21 protein-coding genes are annotated in these 20,521 nt (G+C 71.8%); 14 read left to right on the forward strand and 7 right to left on the reverse strand.

Features of this window, described 5'->3' with window-relative positions; translation table 11 throughout:
* Positions 1–47: 47 nt before the first annotated feature.
* The 7 genes from ACZ68L_RS37785 to ACZ68L_RS37815 all read left to right on the forward strand — a co-directional run bounded on the left by ACZ68L_RS37785 (position 48) and on the right by ACZ68L_RS37815 (position 7,622).
* Entirely contained in the window at positions 48–1,418 is a 1,371-nt protein-coding gene (locus tag ACZ68L_RS37785) for a serine hydrolase domain-containing protein (protein WP_469586856.1), read from the forward strand.
* A 1-nt stretch (position 1,419) separates the two neighbouring features.
* The gene (locus tag ACZ68L_RS37790) at positions 1,420–2,559 is read left to right on the forward strand and encodes a M20 family metallopeptidase (RefSeq protein ID WP_469586859.1); all 1,140 of its coding nucleotides are present in this window, start codon (positions 1,420–1,422) and stop codon (positions 2,557–2,559) included.
* Complete coding sequence (locus ACZ68L_RS37795) at positions 2,556–3,413, forward strand: GNAT family N-acetyltransferase (RefSeq protein ID WP_469586862.1); 858 nt, start codon at positions 2,556–2,558, stop codon at positions 3,411–3,413. Before ACZ68L_RS37790 ends, ACZ68L_RS37795 begins: the two co-directional genes overlap by 4 nt.
* Complete coding sequence (gene menC / locus ACZ68L_RS37800) at positions 3,410–4,516, forward strand: o-succinylbenzoate synthase (protein ID WP_469586865.1); 1,107 nt, start codon at positions 3,410–3,412, stop codon at positions 4,514–4,516. The genes ACZ68L_RS37795 and menC overlap by 4 nt, the downstream gene beginning before the upstream one ends.
* Positions 4,513–5,427 (forward strand): serine hydrolase, encoded by a 915-nt coding sequence (locus ACZ68L_RS37805; RefSeq protein WP_469586869.1) that lies wholly within the window; start codon positions 4,513–4,515, stop codon positions 5,425–5,427. The genes menC and ACZ68L_RS37805 overlap by 4 nt, the downstream gene beginning before the upstream one ends.
* 2 nt (positions 5,428–5,429) lie before the next feature.
* Positions 5,430–7,028, forward strand: a complete 1,599-nt coding sequence (locus tag ACZ68L_RS37810) for a PucR family transcriptional regulator (protein WP_469586872.1) — start codon at positions 5,430–5,432, stop codon at positions 7,026–7,028.
* Positions 7,029–7,175: 147 nt separating this feature from the next.
* Entirely contained in the window at positions 7,176–7,622 is a 447-nt protein-coding gene (locus ACZ68L_RS37815; RefSeq protein ID WP_469586875.1) for a nitroreductase family deazaflavin-dependent oxidoreductase, read from the forward strand.
* 244 nt (positions 7,623–7,866) lie between these two features.
* Here ACZ68L_RS37815 and ACZ68L_RS37820 read toward each other — a convergent pair whose 3' ends face one another.
* Positions 7,867–9,126 carry an MFS transporter gene (locus ACZ68L_RS37820; protein ID WP_469586877.1) on the reverse strand — a complete coding sequence of 420 codons (1,260 nt, stop codon included), beginning with the start codon at positions 9,124–9,126 and terminating at the stop codon, positions 7,867–7,869.
* 97 nt (positions 9,127–9,223) lie between these two features.
* On the opposite strand from ACZ68L_RS37820, the gene ACZ68L_RS37825 reads away from it, so the two are divergent.
* From ACZ68L_RS37825 to ACZ68L_RS37840, 4 genes are all read left to right on the forward strand, one after another.
* Positions 9,224–9,700, forward strand: a complete 477-nt coding sequence (locus tag ACZ68L_RS37825; RefSeq protein WP_469586880.1) for a winged helix-turn-helix transcriptional regulator — start codon at positions 9,224–9,226, stop codon at positions 9,698–9,700.
* A 135-nt stretch (positions 9,701–9,835) separates the two neighbouring features.
* Positions 9,836–10,513, forward strand: a complete 678-nt coding sequence (locus tag ACZ68L_RS37830) for an ABC transporter permease (protein WP_469586882.1) — start codon at positions 9,836–9,838, stop codon at positions 10,511–10,513.
* Complete coding sequence (locus tag ACZ68L_RS37835) at positions 10,510–11,187, forward strand: ABC transporter permease (RefSeq protein WP_469586914.1); 678 nt, start codon at positions 10,510–10,512, stop codon at positions 11,185–11,187. Before ACZ68L_RS37830 ends, ACZ68L_RS37835 begins: the two co-directional genes overlap by 4 nt.
* Positions 11,184–12,134, forward strand: coding sequence for an ABC transporter substrate-binding protein (locus ACZ68L_RS37840; protein ID WP_469586885.1), 951 nt, complete (start codon positions 11,184–11,186; stop codon positions 12,132–12,134). Before ACZ68L_RS37835 ends, ACZ68L_RS37840 begins: the two co-directional genes overlap by 4 nt.
* A gap of 245 nt (positions 12,135–12,379) precedes the next feature.
* On the opposite strand, the gene ACZ68L_RS37845 is transcribed toward ACZ68L_RS37840, so the two are convergent.
* Positions 12,380–13,354: an acetylxylan esterase gene (locus ACZ68L_RS37845; RefSeq protein WP_469586917.1), complete on the reverse strand. Its 975-nt coding sequence runs from the start codon at positions 13,352–13,354 to the stop codon at positions 12,380–12,382.
* A gap of 214 nt (positions 13,355–13,568) precedes the next feature.
* Between ACZ68L_RS37845 and ACZ68L_RS37850 the strand changes: the two genes are divergently transcribed.
* Complete coding sequence (locus tag ACZ68L_RS37850) at positions 13,569–13,844, forward strand: DUF2087 domain-containing protein (protein WP_469586888.1); 276 nt, start codon at positions 13,569–13,571, stop codon at positions 13,842–13,844.
* Positions 13,845–13,924: 80 nt separating this feature from the next.
* Here ACZ68L_RS37850 and ACZ68L_RS37855 read toward each other — a convergent pair whose 3' ends face one another.
* Entirely contained in the window at positions 13,925–15,088 is a 1,164-nt protein-coding gene (locus ACZ68L_RS37855) for an ABC transporter ATP-binding protein (protein ID WP_469586891.1), read from the reverse strand.
* 107 nt (positions 15,089–15,195) lie between these two features.
* Here ACZ68L_RS37855 and ACZ68L_RS37860 point away from each other — a divergent pair, with 107 nt between their 5' ends.
* Positions 15,196–16,491 carry an alpha/beta fold hydrolase gene (locus ACZ68L_RS37860; protein ID WP_469586893.1) on the forward strand — a complete coding sequence of 432 codons (1,296 nt, stop codon included), beginning with the start codon at positions 15,196–15,198 and terminating at the stop codon, positions 16,489–16,491.
* A 107-nt stretch (positions 16,492–16,598) separates the two neighbouring features.
* Here ACZ68L_RS37860 and ACZ68L_RS37865 read toward each other — a convergent pair whose 3' ends face one another.
* Positions 16,599–17,171 (reverse strand): rhodanese-like domain-containing protein, encoded by a 573-nt coding sequence (locus ACZ68L_RS37865; protein ID WP_469586896.1) that lies wholly within the window; start codon positions 17,169–17,171, stop codon positions 16,599–16,601.
* Positions 17,172–17,270: 99 nt separating this feature from the next.
* Here ACZ68L_RS37865 and ACZ68L_RS37870 point away from each other — a divergent pair, with 99 nt between their 5' ends.
* The gene (locus ACZ68L_RS37870; RefSeq protein ID WP_361453531.1) at positions 17,271–17,549 is read left to right on the forward strand and encodes a metal-sensitive transcriptional regulator; all 279 of its coding nucleotides are present in this window, start codon (positions 17,271–17,273) and stop codon (positions 17,547–17,549) included.
* Between the two features lie 44 nt (positions 17,550–17,593).
* On the opposite strand, the gene ACZ68L_RS37875 is transcribed toward ACZ68L_RS37870, so the two are convergent.
* The 3 genes from ACZ68L_RS37875 to ACZ68L_RS37885 all read right to left on the reverse strand — a co-directional run bounded on the left by ACZ68L_RS37875 (position 17,594) and on the right by ACZ68L_RS37885 (position 20,176).
* Positions 17,594–18,358 carry a sulfite exporter TauE/SafE family protein gene (locus ACZ68L_RS37875; RefSeq protein ID WP_469586900.1) on the reverse strand — a complete coding sequence of 255 codons (765 nt, stop codon included), beginning with the start codon at positions 18,356–18,358 and terminating at the stop codon, positions 17,594–17,596.
* On the reverse strand, positions 18,355–18,717 hold the full coding sequence (locus ACZ68L_RS37880; protein WP_469586921.1) for a rhodanese-like domain-containing protein: 363 nt from the start codon (positions 18,715–18,717) through the stop codon (positions 18,355–18,357). The genes ACZ68L_RS37875 and ACZ68L_RS37880 overlap by 4 nt, the downstream gene beginning before the upstream one ends.
* A gap of 61 nt (positions 18,718–18,778) precedes the next feature.
* On the reverse strand, positions 18,779–20,176 hold the full coding sequence (locus ACZ68L_RS37885) for an MBL fold metallo-hydrolase (protein WP_469586903.1): 1,398 nt from the start codon (positions 20,174–20,176) through the stop codon (positions 18,779–18,781).
* Positions 20,177–20,521 lie beyond the last annotated feature (345 nt).

The following is a 20,521-nucleotide window of genomic DNA, read 5'->3' on the forward strand; positions in this document are numbered from 1 at the left end:
ACCCCGAACCCCCGAAGCCGCAGAACGAAACGGAATGGGAGCCGAACATGACCGACACCACCGCTCTGTCAGCCCGCTGGACCGCCCGTCTCACCGAACTGACCGCCCGCCACCTTGTCCCCGGCGCCAATCTCGGCATCCTGCACCGCGGCGAACTGATCGCCGAGGCCGCCGTCGGCCTGGCCAACACCGACGCCGGGATCGAGACGACCACCGACACCCTGTTCCAGATCGGTTCGATCTCCAAGGTGTGGACCACGACGGTGGCCATGGCCCTGGTCGACGAGGGCCTGCTCGAACTGGACGCGCCCCTCGTCTCCGTACTCCCCGAACTGCGGCTCGCGGACGAGGAGCTGACCCAGGGCGTGACGCTCCGCCACCTCCTGGACCACACCAGCGGGATCGACGGCGATCTGTTCACCGACACCGGCCGGGGCGACGACTGCCTGGAGAAGTTCGTCGCGCTGCTCGGCGACGCCGCCTCCAACCACCCGCTCGGCGCCACCATGTCGTACTGCAACGCGGGCTTCACTCTCCTCGGCCGGGTCCTGGAAGTCGCCACCGGCGTCCAGTGGGACGAGCTGATGCGAGAGCGCCTGTTCCGTCCGCTCGGCCTGACACACACCGTGACCCTGCCGGAAGAGGCGCTGCGCTTCCGGGCCGCCATCGGGCACCTGGGGGACCCGCCGGCGCAGGCCCCGCAGTGGGGGCTGATGCGTTCGGCCGGACCGGCCGGACTGATCTGCTCGACGCCGCGCGAGGTACTGAAGTTCGCCCGGCTGCACCTCGACAACGGCGTCACCGAGGACGGCACCAAGATTCTCTCGGCCGAGGGCGCCACCGCCATGCAGACCCCTCAGGTCGAACTCCCCGACCCGTACATCCTGGGAAACGCCTGGGGGCTGGGCTGGTTCCTCGACAACTGGGACGGGCAGCGGGTGTACGGACACGACGGCGGCACGATCGGGCAGAGCGCGTTCCTGCGGGTGCTGCCCGAGGCCGATCTGGCCATCTGCCTGCTCACCAATGGCGGCGACACCATGAGCCTCTACCGGGACGTGTTCGGGGAGATCGTCCAGGAGCTGGCCGGGGTGACGATGCGCGCCACGATCGAGCCGGCGACGGATCCGGTGGCGGTGGACCCCGCCGACTACGTCGGCGTCTACCAGCGGCTCTCCAGCAGGGTGGAGATCGTGGAGCGGGACGGCGGCCTGGTGATGCTCGACCGGATCACGGGACCGCTCGCCGGACTGGTTTCCGACACGGAGCAGGAGTACGAGCTGCACGCGGTCGAGCCGGGGCTGTTCGTGGTGCGGCGACCGGGCCTCAAGGTCTGGGTCCCGGTCGTGTTCTACACACTCGCCGACGGCACGCCCTACCTCCACCACGGTGGCCGCGCGACCCCCAAGGTGGGCTGACGTGAGCGCAATCGCCACCGCCCTGGAGGCGGGGCTGCGGGGCCTGCTGGCCGACATCGAGGCGCTCGTCCGGACCGAGTCGCCCAGTGATGACCTGGCCGCCGTCGCCGACTGCGCCCGGGTCGTCGCCGGGCTCGGAACCCGGCTGACCGGCACGGCGTCCGAGTGGCTCGACGGTTCGGGGCGGCCCGCCCTGCGCTGGCGCTTCGGCTCCGGCGACCGGGTGCTGCTGCTCGGCCACTTCGACACGGTGTGGCCGGTGGGCTCCTTGGCCGGTCACCCCTTCGAAGTGGCCGGGGGCCGGCTGACCGGACCCGGCTGCTTCGACATGAAGGCCGGTGTGGCACAGCTGTTCCACGCACTGTCGGTGCTCGACGACCTGGACGGGGTGTCGGTCCTGCTCACCGGCGACGAGGAGATCGGCTCCCCGACCTCACGCGCCCTGATCGAGGCCGAGGCCCGCCGCACACGGGCCGTACTCGTCCTGGAGGCGAGCGAGGGAGGCGCGCTGAAGACCGCGCGCAAGGGCGTGTCCGGCTACGAACTGAACATCGCCGGACGCGCGGCGCACGCCGGTCTCGAACCCCACCGCGGCGTCAACACGACCGTCGAACTGGCCCACCAGGTACTGGCGTTGTCCGCGCTCGCCGACCCGGCCACCGGCACCACGGTCACGCCGACCGTGACCTCCTCCGGCACCACCCGCAACACGGTGCCCGACGGCGCCCGGCTGCTGATCGACGTACGGGTGGAGACCGCCGCCGAACAGGAGCGGGTGGACCGTGCCGTGCGGGCTCTCCCACCGGTGCTCGCGGGCGCCTCGCTCACGTTCTCCGGCGGCCCCGACCGGCCGCCGCTGCAGGCGAGCGCCTCAGCCGAACTGTTCGAACTGGCCCGAGCCAGCTACCGGGAGCTGGGCTTCGGCCCTCTGCGCGGGGTGGCGGTCGGCGGCGGCTCCGACGGCAACATCACCGCCGGAGCGGGCACGCCCACGCTCGACGGGCTCGGAGCCGTGGGCGGCGGGGCGCACGCGGACGACGAGCATGTACTCGTCGCCGAACTGCCCCGCCGCGCGGCCCTGGTCGCCTCGCTGGTGGCCTCGCTCGTACGCGAGCCGCCGGTGGGCCGGGTGAGATCGTGAACGGCACGGAGGCGGCCGCCGCGGCCGCTGCCGCGGACCTGGCGGCGCACCGGGCCGGTGTCACCGTCACGGAGCTGCACGGACTGGACGAGATGCGGACGGCCTGCCAGGTGCTGGACCGGGTCTGGCGGCCCGACCCCGGCAATCCGCTGATCACCCCGGAGCTGCTGCGGGTCTTCGCCCACTCCGGCAGTTACGTCGTCGGTGTCCACCAGGACGGCCGGATGGTCGGATTCTGCCTGGGCTTCCTGGCCGCCGCCGGGCTGCACTCGCACATCGCCGGGGTGGACGACAGCGTCCGGGGCCGCAATGTCGGCTACGCCGTCAAACTCCATCAGCGGGCCTGGGCCCTGAGCCGCGGCATCACCGCGATCACCTGGACCTTCGACCCGCTGATCAGCCGCAACGCCTATTTCAACCTGGCCAAACTGGGCGCGGAGCCGAGCGAATACCTGGCCGACTTCTACGGCGCGATGCAGGACGAGGTCAATGCCGGAACCGAGACCGACCGTCTGATGGTCCGCTGGGAACTGACCGGCGAACACGCCGTCGGATCCGCCGCGGGCACACCCCGCCGTGTCACGGTCGACATCGCGGGCGAACACGCGGTGGTCGGCCTGGACACCAAACCCGACGGCGGCCCCTCCGTCGGGCGCCGGGACGGCGACACCGTCCTGGTCCGGATCCCCGCCGAGATCGAGACGCTGCGCCGCACCGACCCACCCCTGGCCCGCGCATGGCGCCACGCGCTGCGCGAGGTGCTCGGCGGCCTGATGGCCGAGGGGCACACCGTCGCCGGATTCACCCGGGACGGCTGGTACGTGATCGACAAACGTCAGGAGAAGCACGCATGAAGCTCGTCGGTGTGGAACTGCGCCGGATCGCGATGCCGCTGGTGGCACCGTTCCGGACCTCGTTCGCCACCCTGACCACCCGGGAGATCCTGCTGGTCAGGGTCGAGACCGAGCACCATGAGGGCTACGGCGAATGCGTCACCATGGCCGATCCGCTGTACTCCTCGGAGTACACCGAGGCCGCCGTGGATGTGCTGCGCAGCCATCTCGTTCCCGCGCTCGCCGCCCTCCCGGCGCTCGACCCCTGGGCGGTCGCCCCGGCACTGGCCGCGTTCAAGGGGCACCGGATGGCCAAGGCCGCGCTGGAGACCGCGGTGCTGGACGCCTGGCTGCGCGCCCATGACCTGTCGATGGGGCAATGGCTCGGGGCAACGGCCGAACGTGTGCCGGCCGGGGTGTCGGTCGGCATCATGGATTCGGTCCCCGCACTGCTCGACGCCGTCGACGGCTATCTGGCCGAGGGCTATCTGCGCATCAAGCTGAAGATCGAGCCCGGCTGGGACGTGGAACCGGTGCGCGCGGTCCGGGAGCGTTTCGGTGACGACATACTGCTCCAGGTCGACGCCAACACCGCGTACACCCTCGCCGACACCGCACAGCTGGCCCGGCTCGACCCGTACCGGCTGCTGCTGATCGAACAGCCCCTGGACGAGGAGGACATCCGGGGCCACGCGGCGCTGGCGGAGCGGGTGAACACTCCGATCTGCCTCGACGAGTCCATCGTCTCCGCCCGCTCGGCGGCCGACGCGATCGCGATGGGCGCCTGCTCGGTCGTCAACATCAAGCCGGGGCGGGTCGGCGGCTATCTGGAGGCCCGGCGGATCCACGACGTGTGCGCCGCGCACGGTGTCCCGGTCTGGTGCGGCGGAATGCTGGAGACCGGCCTCGGCCGGGCCGCCAACGTCGCCCTCGCCGCGCTGCCCGGCTTCACCCTGCCCGGCGACACCTCGGCCTCCGGCCGGTACTACCGGACCGACATCACCGAACCGTTCGTGCTGAAGGACGGCCACCTCGACGTGCCGCGCGCGCCCGGCCTCGGACTCTCGCCGATCCCCGGGCAACTGGCCGAAGTGACGGAATCGACCGAATGGATCAGCCGATGACCACCCATGGGCCCGACACTGTGGAGACACGCATCCGGACCGCCTTCGGCGAAGCCGGTGTCCAGGGCTTCTTCTTCGCCCGGGACATCGACGGCGAACGCACGATCGCCGTCGCGGCGGACGAACCGGTCTGCCTCGCCTCCGTGTTCAAGATCCCGGTCGCCCTCGCCTATGCCCGTGAGGCCGCGGCGGGGCGACTGAAGAGGACCGAGCGGCACGCCGTGGACCCGAAGTACCGCGACGGCGGCATCGGCACCTCGGGCTGCGCCGACCCGGTCGAGATGAGCCTGCGCGACCTGGTCCACATGATGATGACGATGAGCGACAACGCCGCCACCGATGTCGTGCTGGACCGGGTCGGGCTGGACACGGTGAACCGGATGCTCGCCGAACTGGGCCGGAAACAGACCCACCTGGTCGGTGGCTGTCTGGAGCTGACCAGCTCGCTCTTCGCCGATCTCGGTGTGACCACCGAGGTAGCGGCACACGCGAAGATGGCGGCACTGACCGCTCAGGGACCGGAAGAGATCATGGAGCTGTCGGTGTGCGTTCCCGGGCGTACCACCCGGGGTACGGCCCGTGACGTCGCCGAACTGCTGGCCCTCGTCTGGCGTGACGAGGCCGGCCCGGCCGAGGCGTGTGCCGAAGTGCGGGCCGTGATGTCGCAGCAGATCTGGCCGCACCGGCTGTCGTCCGGCTTCCACGACGGCTACCGCGTCGCAGGCAAGACCGGAACGCTGCCGGGCTGGCGCAACGAGGCCGGGGTGGTCGAGGACCCCGGCGGCGGGCGCTGGGCGGTGGCCGTGTTCACCCGGTCCGACATCCCCGACTTCCGCAACCCCCGGGCGGACCGGGTGATCGGGCAGGTGGCGGCGCTCGCCGTGGACGAACTCCGATCCACTACCTTGTGATGATGACGGGGCAGCCACGAGCCGTGCTCGGCCGGATCCTCAACGATCTGGGTTCGACGTTGATCGAGGTGGTGGCCGGAGAAGCCGACCCGGCCCGCACGGTCAGCGGAGTGCTCATCCAGGACCCGCTGGACGAGCCCGCCAGGCTGCCCGGCGCGGTGGTGCTCGGCGTCGGGGTGTATGGCGCCGAGCCGGTCGCCGCCCTGGTCGACCGGGCGGCCGGGCTCGGCGCGGTGGCCGTGGTGGTCCGGTCCCCGGTCCCGGTGGAAGGACCCGTTTCCGAGGCGGCCGCGCGCACGGGCCTGACCGTGCTCGGACTGACGCCCGGCGCGTCCTGGGCCCAGGTGGCCGCGCTGCTGCGGTCGTTGCTCGCCGCCGACGAACTGGGCACGGTCGGTGGCCCCGACGAGGCCGACGGCGCCGAGCCGCTCGCCGGTGACCTGTTCGCGCTGGCCAACGCGACGGCCGGGCTGCTGGACGGCCCGGTCACCGTGGAGGACCGCGGGGGACGGGTGCTCGCCTTCTCCAGCAGGCAGGACGAGGGCGACGACGCCAGGATCGCCACCATCCTCGACCGCCAGGTGCCCGCCGAGAAACTGCGCGCCCTGGAGCAACTCGGCGCCTTTCAGGCCCTTTACCGCAAGGAGGAACCCGTCTATGTGGCCGGCATCTCCGACAAGCCCCGGGTCGCGATCGCCGTCCGCGCGGGCGGCGAGATCCTCGGATCGATCTGGGTCGTGGTCGACGGACCGCTGAGCGGGGACCGTACGCAGGCCCTGCACGAGGCCGCGAAGGTGGCCGCACTGCATCTGCTGCGCCACCGCACGGGCGAGGACGTGGAACGGCGGTTGCGCGCGGACCTGCTCGCCACGGTCCTGGAGGGCGGCCCCCACGCCCCGCAGGCCGCCGTACGGCTGGGTTTGTCCGTCCAGCCCGCCTGCGTACTGGCACTCGCGGTGACCGGTGAGCCATCGGCGCCCGACCGGGTGGTCGCGAGCCACCGCGTCTCCGAGGCCCTCGCCCTGCACCTGGCCGCCATCCACCCCCGGACGGCCGCGGCCTCGCTGGGAGGCGTCACCTACGCGGTCCTGCCCACGAGTTCGGACGAGCACGCGCTGCGGGTGGCCGATGCGTTCCTCGGCCGCGTGGGCGATCGCGTCCCCGCCGTCATCGGCATCGGCCGACTCGCCGCCCGCCCGGCCGAGCTGCGCCGCTCCCGCGCCGACGCGGACCGGGCGTTGCGCGTCCTGGGCTCCGGCCGCTCCCAGCGAAGATCCGCACGACTGTCGGACGTCTACGCCGCCTCGCTGCTGGAGGAGCTCACGGACCGGATCGCCGCCGAGGACGACCTTCCCGACGGCCCGGTCGTCCGGCTGCGCGCCTACGACGCCCAGCACCACACCGCCCTCACGGACACCCTGGAGGCCTGGCTGAGCACCTTCGGCGATGTGGCCGCCGCCGCTGCCGCCGTCCACATCCACCCCAACACCTTCCGTTACCGGCTCAAACGGCTGGCCGTGGTGGCGGGCATCGACCTCGACGATCCGGAGGCCAGATTCGAAGCCATGCTGCAGCTGCGGCTGAGCCCGCCGCACCCTTGAACCCGCTACGGCCGTCGTCATGACACGCGCCCCCGTCCCCGCCCCGGGCGGGCACGATGATGAAAGAGTTCTCGGAGCGACGGGACACACCGAGACCCGCGTGTCCGCGTATGCGCACCACCGAATGCCGACGATGGGACAGATGCCATGCCTCTCAAGGGCGAGTACGAGCCGAGCCCCGCGCAGTGGGTCCGTGATCAGGTCGAGTTGTTCGAGAGCTCCGGCGGTATGGAGGGGACCATGATGCGGGGCCTGCCGGTCATCATCCTGACCACCCGCGGGGCCAGGAGCGGCAAGATCCGCAAGACCCCGCTCATGCGGGTCGAGCACGACGGGACGTACGCCGTGGTCGCTTCGCAGGGCGGCGCTCCCCAGCACCCGGTCTGGTACCACAACCTCGTCGCCGACCCGCGCGTGGAGTTGCAGGACGGCCCGGCCCGGCAGGACATGAACGCCCGCGAGGTCACCGGCGAGGAGAAGGCGCTGTGGTGGCAGCGAGCGGTCGACGCGTTCCCCGACTACGCCGACTACCAGCTCAAGACCGACCGGCAGATTCCGGTCTTCGTGCTGGAACCGGCGGCCGAGCAGCACTGACGACCGCACAGGGGAGGCGCCCCGCTGTCTGCGGCGTCTCCCCCTCTTCGTCGAAGCGGTCGATGTCATCGGTGCGGCCGGGCGACGACACGCGGGGGCTCCTCAGTACGTACGGGGAAGGGGAGTGCACCTCGGTCTGCCGTCAGTCACGGCTGTATCGGGCGGTAGGGGTGCGGGTGCCCCCGTACGCGGCACGTCCGATCGGCCGGGCCCGCCGCGCCGGTGCGGTGAGCACTCAGCCCGGTCAGCCGGCGGACGTGGTGGACGATCCCCTCGTGCCTGCCGCGGGCACGCTCGCGCGAGTGGCCGCCCAGACGAGCAGCGCGAGTGCGCTGATCGCGGCGCCGAGTATGCACACCGCACCCCATCCGGCCCTCGCGTAGACGGTCGTCGAGGCGAGGGCGCCCGTGGCGCTGCCGATCGAGTAGAAGATCATGTATCCGCCGATCAGACGGCTGCCGGCGTCGGGGCGGACCGCGTAGATCAGGCTCTGGTTCGTGACGTGGACGGCCTGCACGGCGAGATCGAGGAGGACCGCGCCGATCGCCAGCGCCCAGAGCGACTGCCGGGTGAAGGCGAGGGGGAGCCATGACATGGTGAGCAGGGTCAGGGCGATGCCGGTCGTCCGTCCGGCGAGACCGCGGTCGTGCAGGCGCCCCGCCGGAGCTGCCGCGAGCGCGCCCGCCGCCCCCACGAGCCCGAACGCTCCGATCGCGGTGTGCGACAGCGACAGCGGGGGTGCGCTCAGCGGGAGCGCGACACAGCTCCACAAGGTGCTGAAGGCGGCGAAGATCAGCAGGGCGAGCAGAGCGCGGACCCGCAGGACGCGTTCCTCGGCGAACAGCGTGAGCGTCGAGCGCAGGAGCCGCGTGTACCGCATGGCCGAGGGCGCCGCCGAGCGTCGCGGCAGCACCCGGTACAGGGCCAGGGTGAGCACGAGCGTCAGCGCCGCGGAGGTGAGGTAGACCGATCGCCAGCCCGCGAGGTCGGCCAGCGCACCGGAGACCGTGCGGGCGAGCAGGATTCCGATGACGATTCCGCTGGTGACCAGGCCGACCGCGCGGCCGCGCCGTTCCGGGGCGGACAGCGATGCGGCGAAGACCACGAGGGTCTGGGTCACCACGGCGAGAAAGCCCACCGCGGCCAAAGCGGTCAGCAGGATCGGTGCGGTGGCGGCGGTGCCGGTGGCGATGAGCGCCGCTGCCAGCAGTGCCAACTGGGTCACGACGAGGGTCCGCCGGTCGACGAGATCGCCGAGCGGCACGAGCAGGAACAGTCCGAGCCCGTAGCCGATCTGGGTGAGGGTGACGACGATGCCGACGGTCGCCGCACTGATCCCGAAGTCCCGGCTCAGGGTGACCAGAAGGGGTTGCGCGAAGTAGACATTGGCCACCGCCACGCCGGACGCGACCGCGAACAGCAGCGTCGTGCGTCCGGACGGCGCGTTCGCCGGTGTCCCCCCGCTCGTCTTCCCGGTCCTCGTCGTTGTCCCGCTGTCGGCCATGAGGCACCCCTTGATCGAGTCGGTTGCAAGTTGCTACCAATCGGACCGTAGTGCCGACTGGTAGCATGTTGCAACCGACGGTGCGAAGGGGAACGACATGGTCAAGCGGACACGCTTCAACGACAGCGACTGCCCGGTGGCTCGTTCGGTGGACGCGATCGGCGACTGGTGGTCGCTCCTGATCGTCCGCGACGCGTTCGACGGGAGCCGCCGCTTCGGGGAGTTCCAGCGCAGTCTCGGCGTGGCGAAGAACATCCTCGCGGCGCGCCTGCGCGACCTGGTCGCGGGCGGCATCCTCGACATGGTCCCGGCGGCCGACGGCGGCGCCTACCACGAGTACGTGCTGACGGCCAAGGGCCGGGACCTCTTCGCGGTGATCGTGGCGCTGCGGCAGTGGGGCGAGGGGCACTTCTTCGAACCCGGCGAACCGCACTCGGAGATGGTCGATCTGCGGCACGGCCGCCCGCCCCGGGGCCTGGAGATCCACTCCGCCGACGGGCGGCGGCTCGGACCGGACGACGTCACGGTACAGAAGCTCCAACGGCCCGCGGCGCCGGCAGCGGCCTCCGAATAGGCCGAGGGGCCACGCGTCCCGGAGCTGCCGCCGCCCTCTCCCGGCCGCCCGCCCCACACGCCTACGGGTCCGCACGGCCCCCGGACAGCCGAACAGGACGCGCGTCCGCCCGACCGCCCGCGCTCCAATGGACGGGTGACCGCGCCTCCCGACGACTGCCTCGCGCGCAATGAGTGGCTCTGCGGTGCCTATCTGAGCAGCCGTCGCGAGATCCTCCGCGACGCCGTCATCGAGCACCTCCAGCTCACCGCGGTCTCCGTGCTCATCGGGCTCGCCCTCGCCGTTCCGCTCGCCCTCGCGGCCCGCCACCGGCGCTGGGCGGCGGGCCCGGTTCTCGGTGTGACGACGATCCTGTACACCGTGCCTTCGCTCGCCATGTTCTCGCTGCTGCTGCCGGTGTACGGACTCTCCGCCTCGCTCGTCGTCGCCGGACTCGTCCTGTACTCGCTCACCCTGCTCGTCCGGAACATCCTCGCCGGACTGCGGGCCGTGCCCGAGGAGACCAGGCTGGCCGCGCGCGGCATGGGATACGGATCCGTGCGGCTGCTCGTCGCCGTGGAACTCCCCCTCGCCCTGCCGGCCGCCATGGCCGGACTGCGTATCGCGACCGTCTCCACGGTCTCCCTGGTCACGGTCGGCGCGATCGTCGGGTACGGCGGACTCGGCAACCTCATCTACGCCGGGATGAACACGTACTTCAAGGCCCAGGTGCTCACCGCCTCCGTCCTCTGCGTCCTCATCGCCGTCGCCGCCGACCTGCTGCTCCTCCTCCTGCAGCGCATCCTGACGCCGTGGACCCGGAGGCGGGCGTGAACACCCTCGCCGACGCCTGGACCTGGCTCACGACCGCGGCGCACTGGTCCGGCGACGGCGGCATCTGGAACCGGCTCGGCCAGCATCTGTTCCTCACGGTCGTCTGCCTGCTGATCAGCTGTCTGATCGCGCTGCCCGTGGCCCTGGTCCTCGGCCATCTCGGCAGGGGCGGCGCGCTCGCCGTCAACCTCTCGAACATCGGCCGGGCCGTGCCCACCTTCGCCGTGCTGGTGCTGCTGCTCCTCACCCCGATCGGCGGGCACGGCGAGTGGCCGACCGTCATCGCCCTTGTGCTCTTCGCCGTACCGCCGCTGCTCACCAACGCCTACGTGGGCATGCGAGAGGTCGACCGCGACGTCGTACGGGCGGCCACGGGGATGGGTATGACGGGCAGACAGCTGATGCTGGGTGTCGAGGTGCCGCTCGCCCTGCCGCTGATTCTCACCGGCGTACGGATCGCCGCCGTCCAACTCGTCGCCACCGCCACCCTCGCGGCGCTGGCGGGCGGCGGCGGACTCGGCCGCATCATCACCGCGGGCTTCAACCTCGCCTCGACCGCGCAGGTCGTCGCCGGGGCCGTTCTCGTCGCCGCCTTCGCCCTCGTCGTCGAAGGGCTCTTCGAAGTGGTGCAGCGGCTCGCCCCCGACCGGGGCCGCGGCGAGGGATCCGGATGAGGCCGCGACCGGCACCCTCCATGCTCCTGGCGCTCTTGTCGGCGAGCGCCTGCACGACCGGTCCCTCCCTGGAGAGCCGGGGCGCGGTCACCGCACCGCCGGGCGACAGCAAGCACCTCACCATCGGCTCCGCCGGCTTCACCGAGAGCGATCTCCTCGCCCAGATGTACGCCGCTCTGCTCGGTCGGGCCGGCTACTCCACGAAGACCATCTCCGTCACCAATCGCGAGATCTACGAACCGGCGCTGGAGAGCGGCCAGATCGACGTCGTGCCGGAGTACACCGCCACCCTCGCCGACTGGCTGAACGCCAGGAAGAACGGCGCGGACGCCACCCCGGTCGGTTCGCCCGACCTCGCCGCCACCATGAGGGCCCTGCGCGCCCTCGCCGAACCGCGTGGCCTCACCGTCCTCGACCCCGGGCGCGCAGTCGACCAGAACGCCTTCGCGGTCGCCGCTCCCTACGCGGCGAAGCACCGGCTGAAGACCCTCAGCGATCTGGGCCGGTCAGGGCTGCCCGTGCGGCTGGCCGCCGGTGACGAATGCGTACAGCGCCCCTACTGCGCACCGGGGCTGAGGAAGACCTACGGCATCCGTGTCACCGCCGTGGACCCCAAGGGCGTCGGCACCACCCAGGCCAAACAGGCCGTCCAGAGGGGTCAGGACCAGATGGTGCTGACCACCACCACCGACGCCACCCTGGACAGCTTCGGCCTCGTGCTGCTCGCCGACGACAAGCACCTGCAGAACGCCGACTACATCGTCCCCGTCGTCAACCGGTCCCGGGCGGGCGGCGAAGGTGTACGCAAGGCGCTGGGCAAGCTCAACACCGTACTGACCACCGCCGACCTGGCCGGGCTCGACGAGCGGGTCGACAGCTGGCGACGGCTGCCCGAGGACGTGGCACGTGCGTATCTGGAGTCCAAGAGCCTCATCCCGCGCGGCTAAGGGCTGTCCCGCAATCCCTGGTGGATCAGCGCGCGGCGTCAGATGCGGTGCATCGCAAGGCGGAGGGACGTCCGCATACTGGATGTATGCGGACGTTCCGACAACGCGGCGAGGATGGGGCCTCCCCTGTTCGAGCGCAGCCGAGAGCTTGGGGAAGTAGCTGACGCCGCGCGCCCGCCAGGGATTACGGGATAGCCCTCAGGGCCTCTCGTTCGGATCTTGCCGGGCTCGCGTGGCTTCGCGGGTCAGGCCCTCAGCCTGCCGGGCAGCCAGCCCAGCTGCACGGCCTGCTGGAACGGCCCGCCGCCCTCGTGATCGTTGAAGTCGTACACCTCGATGGCCTTGTCCTGGTGGGCGTAGGCGTTGAAGGCGGCGAAGACGGTCGAGGGCGGGCAGGTCATGTCCTCCAGGGCTGTCGAGAACAGCGCGGGTGCCCGCCCGCGCGCGGCGAAGTGCACCCCGTCGAAGTAGGACAGGGTGGCCCGAGCCCGCTCGGCCCGGCCCCGGTGCGTCCTGAGGTAGTTGCCCACCTCGCGGTACGGGTTGCGGTCGGTGACGGTGAGCGCGCGGGGGAAGTCGCACAGGAACGGGACGTCCGGCGCGATCGCCACGAGGTCGGGTATCAGGCCCGCGACGGCGAGCGTGATGCCACCGCCCTGGCTCTCGCCGATGGCCGCGGTGCGTGTCGCGTCGGTCAGGGGATGCGAGCGCGCTGCCTCCACCGCCCGTACCGCGTCGGTGAACACGCGACGGTAGTAGAACGCGTGCGGGTCCTCGATGCCCCGGGTCATGAAACCGGGGAACGAGGGCGCGCTGCCCACCGGGTCGGGGGTGTCGCCGACCAGCCAGCCGCTGCCCTGGCCCCGGGTGTCCATCACGAAGTGGGCGAAACCGGCCGATGCCCAGAGCAGATGGGTGTGGGCCAGGCCCCTCCCGCCGCCGTAGCCGATGAACTCCACGACCACCGGCAGCGGTTCGGTGGTGCCCGTCGGCAGGACGAACCAGCCCTTGACCGGGTGCCCGCCGAAGCCCGCGAACGTCACGTCGTACACGTCCACGGTCGTCAGCCCCGTATCCGTACGCCGCTCGAACCGGGCGCCGAGATCATGGGACCGGGCCTCGTCGAGTGTCCGCGACCAGAACGCGTCGAAGTCCGCCGGCTCCACCGAACTGCTGCGGTGGTCGCGCAACTCGTCGAGGGGCAGATCGAACAGGGACATGAGGACCGCCTTCTTCACAGGGTGAGTGATCACCGCGGGGGATGGTTGATCACACGGTACGGGGCGGGCGGCGCGTCGACGAGGGTGTCCCCGGCTGCGGAAGAGGTCGGCGCGGACCATGTGGGCGCCGGTCGTGACACCTCGCACCGCGCCGCGTCCGCAATCGGGCGAAAACACGTTGCCCGCGGGCCGGACGCCTGAGAGGCTCCCTCTCATGCCCGACACCGATTCCAGCGGTTCGCGCCAGGTCGCCGCGCTCTTCTCGCACGGCCGTCTGACGGCGATCCCACGCAAGACGGCCCGACGCGAGCAGTTGCTCGTCCATCTCACCGAGACGCTCTTCGAGCGCGACCGGACCTACACCGAACGCGAGGTCAACGAGGCACTGCTGACGGTGCACGAGGACTGCTCGGCGCTGCGCCGCTATCTGGTCGTCGCCGGCCTGCTGGTCCGGCCCAAGGACGGAAGCAGCTACCGGCGCGGACGCTAGTGCTGCGGCCGGAGAAATGCTTCCGACCACGGCACCCGGACGGGTTGCGTCGGCCGGCATTCGTGTGCACCGTGCTCGCCCTACGCGTCCGACACCGAGTCGAACCGCACCTCGTCCCGCCCCACGCCCCGAGCGTCGGCGTCCACCGACCGGCGCAGCGCCTCGTGGAGCTTGGCCGGGGTCAGCACGCCGAGGAACCGTGACCCGTCCAGCACCGCGACCCATCCGGCGTCGTGCTGGAGTATTTTGCTGAACGCCTGCTTCAGCGGGGCCCCGACCGGCACCCAGGCGTCCATCCGGCGAGCCAGGTCCCCGACCGTGCCGTACTCCCCGGCGATCCGCAGCGCGTCCGCCGCCACCCAGCCGTGCAGGTCGCCCCCGTCGTTCACCACGACCGCCCAACGGGCCCCCGCACCGCTCAGCCGCGCTGCCGCCGACCGGACCGGCTCGTCCAGCCGGGCGACCGGCGGCTCCTCCAGATCGTCCGGTTCGATCGTGGTGACCGACAGACGTTTCAGGCCCCGGTCGGCGCCGACGAATCGGGCCACGTACGGAGTCGCGGGAGACCCGAGCACAGCCGCCGGGCTGTCGAACTGCTCGATGCGCCCCGTCCCGTACACCGCGATGCGGTCACCCATCCGCACCGCTTCCTCGATGTCGTGGGTGACCATCAGGACCGTCTTCCTGACGGCGGCCTGCAGGTTCAGGAATTCGTTCTGCAGCCGCTCCCGCACCACCGGGTCGACCGCGCCGAACGGCTCGTCCATCAGCAGCACCGGCGGATCGGCGGCCAACGCCCGTGCCACGCCCACGCGTTGCCGCTGGCCACCGGAGAGCTGGGCGGGGTAGCGGGAGCCGTAGGTCTTCGGGTCGAGGCCCACCAGATCGAGCAGTTCGGCCGCGCGCTCACGGGCCCTCGCCCGCTTCCAGCCGACCAGCGAGGGGACGGTCGCGGTGTTGTCAAGGATCGTGCGGTGCGGGAAGAGTCCCACCTGCTGGATGACGTAGCCGATCCGGCGGCGCAGCTTCACCGGGTCCACGCCGGAGATGTCCTCGCCACCGACCCGGATCCGGCCGGACGACGGCTCGATCAGCCGGTTCACCATCATCATCGTGGTGGTCTTGCCGCAGCCGGACGGGCCGACGAGGGTGACCAGTTCCCCCTCGGCGACCTCGAAGGAGAGTCCGTCGACCGCTCTCGTACCGTCCGGGTAGACCTTGCCGACCTGCTCGAACCGGATCATTCCTGCACGGTAGGAGGCCTCCGGGCGGTCCGCACACGGGCCGCGACCGTCCGTGTCGCGGGCCGTGTGCTGAACTGTGCGCGGAACATCTGATTCAGGAGCACCTTGTGAGCAGCTACCGGCATCCCGGCATCGTCTTCACCGACCGCTATTTCACGGTCCCGCTCGACCACGCCGATCCGGGCGGTGAGCAGATCGAGATCTTCGGCAGAGAAGCCGTGGCGAGCGGCAGGACCGGCGAGGAACTGCCCTGGCTGGTCTATCTGGAGGGCGGCCCCGGCTTCGGCGCCCGGCGCTTCGTCGGTACGGAGGCATGGCTGGGACGGGCTGTGCGGGAGTTCCGGGTGCTGCTCCTGGACCAGCGCGGAACCGGTCTCTCCACCCCAGCCAACCGGCAGACCCTGCCGCTGCGCGGCGGCCCGCGCGAGCAGGCGGACTACCTCGCCCGCTTTCGCTCCGACAGCATCGTCCGCGACTGCGAGCTGATCCGCCCGCAGCTGACCGGCGGCGACCCGTGGACGGTCCTCGGCCAGTCCTTCGGCGGCTTCTGCGCCGTCCGCTATCTGTCGGCCGCCCCCGAAGGGCTCAAGACCGTCCTCATCACCGGTGGTCTGCCCTCGCTCGACGCGCACGCCGACGACGTCTACCGGGCCGCCTACCCACGGATCGAGCGCAAGGTCGCGGCCCACTACGCCCGCTACCCGCAGGATGTCGGGCGCGCCCGGGAGATCACCGCTCACCTCGCGGAACACCGCCCGGACAGCGCCGGACACCGTCTGACGCCCGAGGGATTCCAGTCCCTCGGCATCATGCTGGGCGGTGGCAACGGCAGCCACCAGCTGCACTATCTGCTGGAGAACGCCTTCGTCCGCACGCCGCACGGCACCGAGCTGTCCGACACCTTCCAGGAGGCCATGCGCACGGCCGCTTCGTTTGCCGGGCATCCGCTGTACGCGCTGATGCACGAGGCGATCTACGGCCAGGACGAGCGGCCCACCGCCTGGGCCGCGGAGCGGGTCCGGGCCGAATTCCCGCAGTTCGACGCGGCCGAGGCGCTCAAGGGCGACGGCCCGGTGCTCTTCACCGGTGAGAGCATCCACCCCTGGCACTTCGAGGTCGATCCGGCACTGCGCCCGTTGCGCGAGACCGCCGAGCTGCTGGCCTCCCGTACCGACTGGGCACCGTTGTACGACACCGCACGCCTGGCCGCCAACGAAGTGCCGGTCGCCGCCGCCGTCTACCACGACGACATGTATGTCGACACCGGGCACGCGCTGCGTACGGCGTCGGCGATCCGCGGGCTCCGTACCTGGGTCACCAACGAGTACGAGCACGACGGGCTGCGCGCGGGCGGACCGCGTGTACTGGACCGGCTGCTCGCCCTCGTCCGGGACGAGGTCTGACCCCGTGCCCTCTCGACGTCAGGAGCCGGTCATGCGGGGGACGTGACCGGCTCCTGACAGCACGGAGGGCGATTCTCGTACGGGGCGCCGTCTGCGCGCGGGGCGGCTCAGCTCTGCAGGGCGTCCAGCGTCGCGTCCAGGCTCGCCGCCGAGCGAGGGGCGCGGTTGTGAGGAAGCTTCGACAGGACCGCCGCCATGCCGCACGAGTTGGTGACGGCGGAGAAGACCAGACCGGAGCCGATGCCGGCGGAGATCCAGCGCGCGGCCGGGAAGCGCACCCCGGCCAGCAGGCCGGCCACCACGAGCGAACCGGCCGCGAGCCGGACCTGACGATCCATCGGCCAGGTCGCCCGTGTTCCGGCGGGACGGTCGAGATCGCGCCCCTCGCCCTCCCAGGCGGAGGTGCCGCCGGACAGCGTGACGGCCTCGATGTCCGCCGCCGCGAGAATGTCGCAGGCCCGGGTCGAGCGGACACCGGAGGCGCAGACCACGAGCAGCGAGCCGCGGGCCGCCGCGGACTTCAGCGCGGGCACGGCCTCGGGGAAGCGGTCCAGCGGAATGTTCAGGGCACCGGGAACGTGCCCGGAGGCGTACTCGCCGGGAGCCCGCACATCGATGACGGTGAACTCCGCGAGACGGGCCGCGGCCTGGGCGGGGGAGAGGGAGACGGGGCTGGTCACGAGCAGTGTTTCCTTTCGTTCACCGGGGCTGGGGAGGGACTCGGTCCCTCCCTTCCCTTTCAGGTTAGAATACCCCTTGGGGTATCAGGAGGAGGATGTGTGGAACTCGACATGGCGGCCGACGAACTGAAGTCGGTCCTCAACCGCCTTCGCCGCGCTCAGGGCCAGCTCGCCGGGATCATCAGGATGATCGAGGAGGGCCGGGACTGCGAGGACGTCATCACGCAGATGGCGGCCGTCTCCCGGGCGCTCGACCGGGCCGGTTTCGCGATCATCGCCACGGGCCTGCAGCACTGCATGGCCGACGGTGGTGGTGAGCCCGCCGACCGCGACCAGATGCGGGCGCGACTGGAGAAGCTCTTTCTCTCGCTGGCCTGAGCCGGGGGTGGCGCCGGCCGGCCGGGGGATCGACGTCGTGGCTCTCACGCCACGGCGTCGACGAGCATGAACACGGCCACGGCCAGCAGTACCGCGCCGAAGATCCGTTGGAGCGCGGCCGTGGACACCTTCGAGGCCAGCCGCTGCCCGTCCCAGGCCCCGAGGACCGCCGCCGCCGTGAACGGGGCGATCACCGCCCAGTCCAGCGCGGTGGGCGTGGCGAGGCGGGCGATCAGGGCCGCCGTGGAGTTCACCGTGATGACGAGCAGGCTGGTCCCGACCGCCGAGGCCATCGGGACGGCCAGCACGGTGACCAGGGCGGGCACCGCGAGAAATCCGCCGCCCACGCCGAGGAACCCGGTCACGGCGCCGAGACCGGCGCCCGCGCCCACGGTCCGCCCGGCGGGTACGGGGTCCGAACCGCTCCCGTGCCGGGAGGCGGGCTCCGCCCGGGGGCGGAGCATCCGTACCGCGGCGACCACCGCGAGCACGGCGAACGCCGCGGTCAGCAACCCGGACGGAATCCGCACCGACAGCGCTCCGGCGACCGCGGCCGGAACGATTCCGGCCACCGCGAAGAGTCCTCCCGTACGCCAGCGGACCCTGCCCTCCCTGGCATGGGCGACCAGCCCGGTGAGGGATGTGGCGATGACGATGAGCAGCGCGGCGGTGGTGGCCGCGGCCGGGGTGAAGCCGAGCAGATAGATCAGCGCGGGGACGGCGAGAACACTTCCCCCGCCGCCCAGCCCTCCGAGCGCCAGACCGACCACCGCCCCGGCGATCAGTGCCAGGATCAGCGAGGTGGTCATGAGATGGTGCCCGCCGCCCCGCGCCGGTCGCGCACGGGCAGACCGCGGCCGGCCCAGGCGGTCATGCCGCCCACCACATCGACGGCCGGGATTCCCCGGTCGGCGAGTATGCGGGCGGCCGTCCGCGAGCGGTGACCGGAGCGGCAGATCACCACTACCGGACGGCCCGTTGCCGAGTCCGGCAGCGACGCGCCCCCGGTCAGCCGGGACAGCGGCAGATGGAGCGCGCCCGGCGCGTGGCCGGCCTGCCACTCGGCCGGTTCGCGCACGTCGAGCAGCACCGCCGCACCCTCGGCGGTCCGCCGGGCGGCCTCGGCCGGAGTGATGCGGCTCGGACCGCGACGGAAGAAGGACAACAGGGAAGGCAAGGGAAACTCTCCTCGGGTGCGGGTGCGGGTGCGGAGCGCTGGGTATCGGCGGTCAGGTCGCGGTCGCGGCGGAGGTGGGGACGGGTGCGGGGACGGTCGGGCTCAGACCGGCCTGCGCCGCCGCCGCGAAGCCGTCGTCGACGGCCACCACCTCTCGTCCCGCGGCGTCCAGCACAGACGCGGCGATGGCCGCCCGCATACCGCCCGCGCAGTGCACCCACACGACGCCCGGCGGCACCTCGTCCAGTCGCCGGCGCAGTTCGTGCACGGGAATGTGCAACGCCCCCGCGATCGCACCGCCGCTGTGCTCGGCGTCCCTGCGCACATCGAGAACCACCGGGTCCTCGCCGCGCGCCCGTGCGGCTGCCAGACCCGCGAAGTCGGATCTGCGGAACGACCGCAGCGCCGCCGGTGCGCGCACCCAGTCCTCGGGGCGGCCGGTGGCGGCGGCCACCGGCCGCCCCATGCCGACGCGCGACAGCTCCCGCTGCGCGTGCGCGACATCCGCGGCCGTGCTCGCGAGCAGGGTGACCGGCTTGCCCCAGGGGATCAGCCAGGCCAGATATGTCGCGAGCTGTCCCTCGCCCTCGAAATTGAACGATCCGGCCACATGCCCCTCGGCGAACGCCACCCGGCTGCGCAGATCCACCACCCACTCACCCGCGGCGAGCCGCCGGGATATCTCCTCGGCGTCGGCCGCATCCGGCGGGGTCAGATCGAGCGGATCGGGGCCCGCCGCATTGGCCGGTCCCATGTGCGCGTAGTACGCGGGCACGTCGTCGAGACCGGCGAGCAGGTCCGCGACGAAGGTGTCGACGTCCTTGACCAGCGCGTCGTTCCGGCTGCGCTCCTCGCCGATCGTCGTGGCCGTCCCCTCGGCCCGGGCGGACGAACAGAAGCTGCCGAAGCCGTGTGTCGGCAGAACGGGAACGGTGTCTTCGAGTTCGTCGGCGAGCCGGTGCGCGGAGGCGTGCTGGGCGCGGGCCAGTTCGGCGGTGAGCCGGGGCTCCACCAGGTCGGGCCGGCCCACGCTGCCGATCAGCAGCGAACCACCGGTGAAAGCGGCGACTGCCCGGCCTTCCTCCTCCAGCACATAGGACGTGTGGTGCGGAGTGTGTCCGGGAGTGGCGAGCGCGCGCAGCGTGAGGCCGTCGTCGACCGCGGCGGTGTCACCGTCGGCCACCGGGACCCGGGTGAAGGAGACCTCCGCTGCGGCGGGCACCAGGTACCGCGCCCCGGTGAGGCGCGCCAGCTCCAGGCCGCCGGTCACGTAGTCGTTGTGCAGATGGGTCTCCACCACCAGGGCGATCCGCACGCCGCGCCGGGCGGCCGCGGTGATGACCCGGTCGATGTCGCGCGGCGGATCCACGGCCACGGCGGCCCGCTGCCCGCCCGCCAGATAACTGCGGTTGCCGAGGCCCGCTGTCTCCATGGTGTCGACGAAGAACACGACACGACTCCTTCCGTACGCTGTACCCGGGGGGGTATCTCTTGTTCAGATTAACATTTATACCCCGGGGGGTATGCCTTGCTCGGGTGAGACATGGGCAACGTCGGGAAGAGGGAGTCGCAGAGCGAAAGCGAAGAGGGGGCGTGAGGCGGGAACGGGGCCGATCGGACCCGTCGGCGCCCGGTCCCCGGACAACGGAGAAGGGGGGGGGGGGGGGGGGGGGGGGGGGGGGGGGGGGGGGGGGGGTGGGGTGGGGGGGGGGGGGGGGGGGGGGGGGGGGGGGTGGCGGGGGGCGGGGGGGGGGGGCGGGGCGGGCCGGCCCGCGCGCGCCCCCCCCCCCCCCCG

This window comes from Streptomyces sp. NPDC104309 (genome assembly GCF_055584025.1).

Coding starts and splice junctions, on each gene's coding strand:
- ACZ68L_RS37845 (WP_469586917.1), bottom strand. CDS start 13,354: ATGTCCCTGTTCGATCTGCCCCTCGACGAGTTGCGCGACCACCGCAGC.
- menC (WP_469586865.1), top strand. CDS start 3,410: ATGAAGCTCGTCGGTGTGGAACTGCGCCGGATCGCGATGCCGCTGGTG.
- ACZ68L_RS37815 (WP_469586875.1), top strand. CDS start 7,176: ATGCCTCTCAAGGGCGAGTACGAGCCGAGCCCCGCGCAGTGGGTCCGT.
- ACZ68L_RS37875 (WP_469586900.1), bottom strand. CDS start 18,358: ATGACCACCTCGCTGATCCTGGCACTGATCGCCGGGGCGGTGGTCGGT.
- ACZ68L_RS37840 (WP_469586885.1), top strand. CDS start 11,184: ATGAGGCCGCGACCGGCACCCTCCATGCTCCTGGCGCTCTTGTCGGCG.
- ACZ68L_RS37855 (WP_469586891.1), bottom strand. CDS start 15,088: ATGATCCGGTTCGAGCAGGTCGGCAAGGTCTACCCGGACGGTACGAGA.
- ACZ68L_RS37810 (WP_469586872.1), top strand. CDS start 5,430: ATGACGGGGCAGCCACGAGCCGTGCTCGGCCGGATCCTCAACGATCTG.
- ACZ68L_RS37785 (WP_469586856.1), top strand. CDS start 48: ATGACCGACACCACCGCTCTGTCAGCCCGCTGGACCGCCCGTCTCACC.
- ACZ68L_RS37805 (WP_469586869.1), top strand. CDS start 4,513: ATGACCACCCATGGGCCCGACACTGTGGAGACACGCATCCGGACCGCC.
- ACZ68L_RS37850 (WP_469586888.1), top strand. CDS start 13,569: ATGCCCGACACCGATTCCAGCGGTTCGCGCCAGGTCGCCGCGCTCTTC.
- ACZ68L_RS37825 (WP_469586880.1), top strand. CDS start 9,224: ATGGTCAAGCGGACACGCTTCAACGACAGCGACTGCCCGGTGGCTCGT.
- ACZ68L_RS37820 (WP_469586877.1), bottom strand. CDS start 9,126: ATGGCCGACAGCGGGACAACGACGAGGACCGGGAAGACGAGCGGGGGG.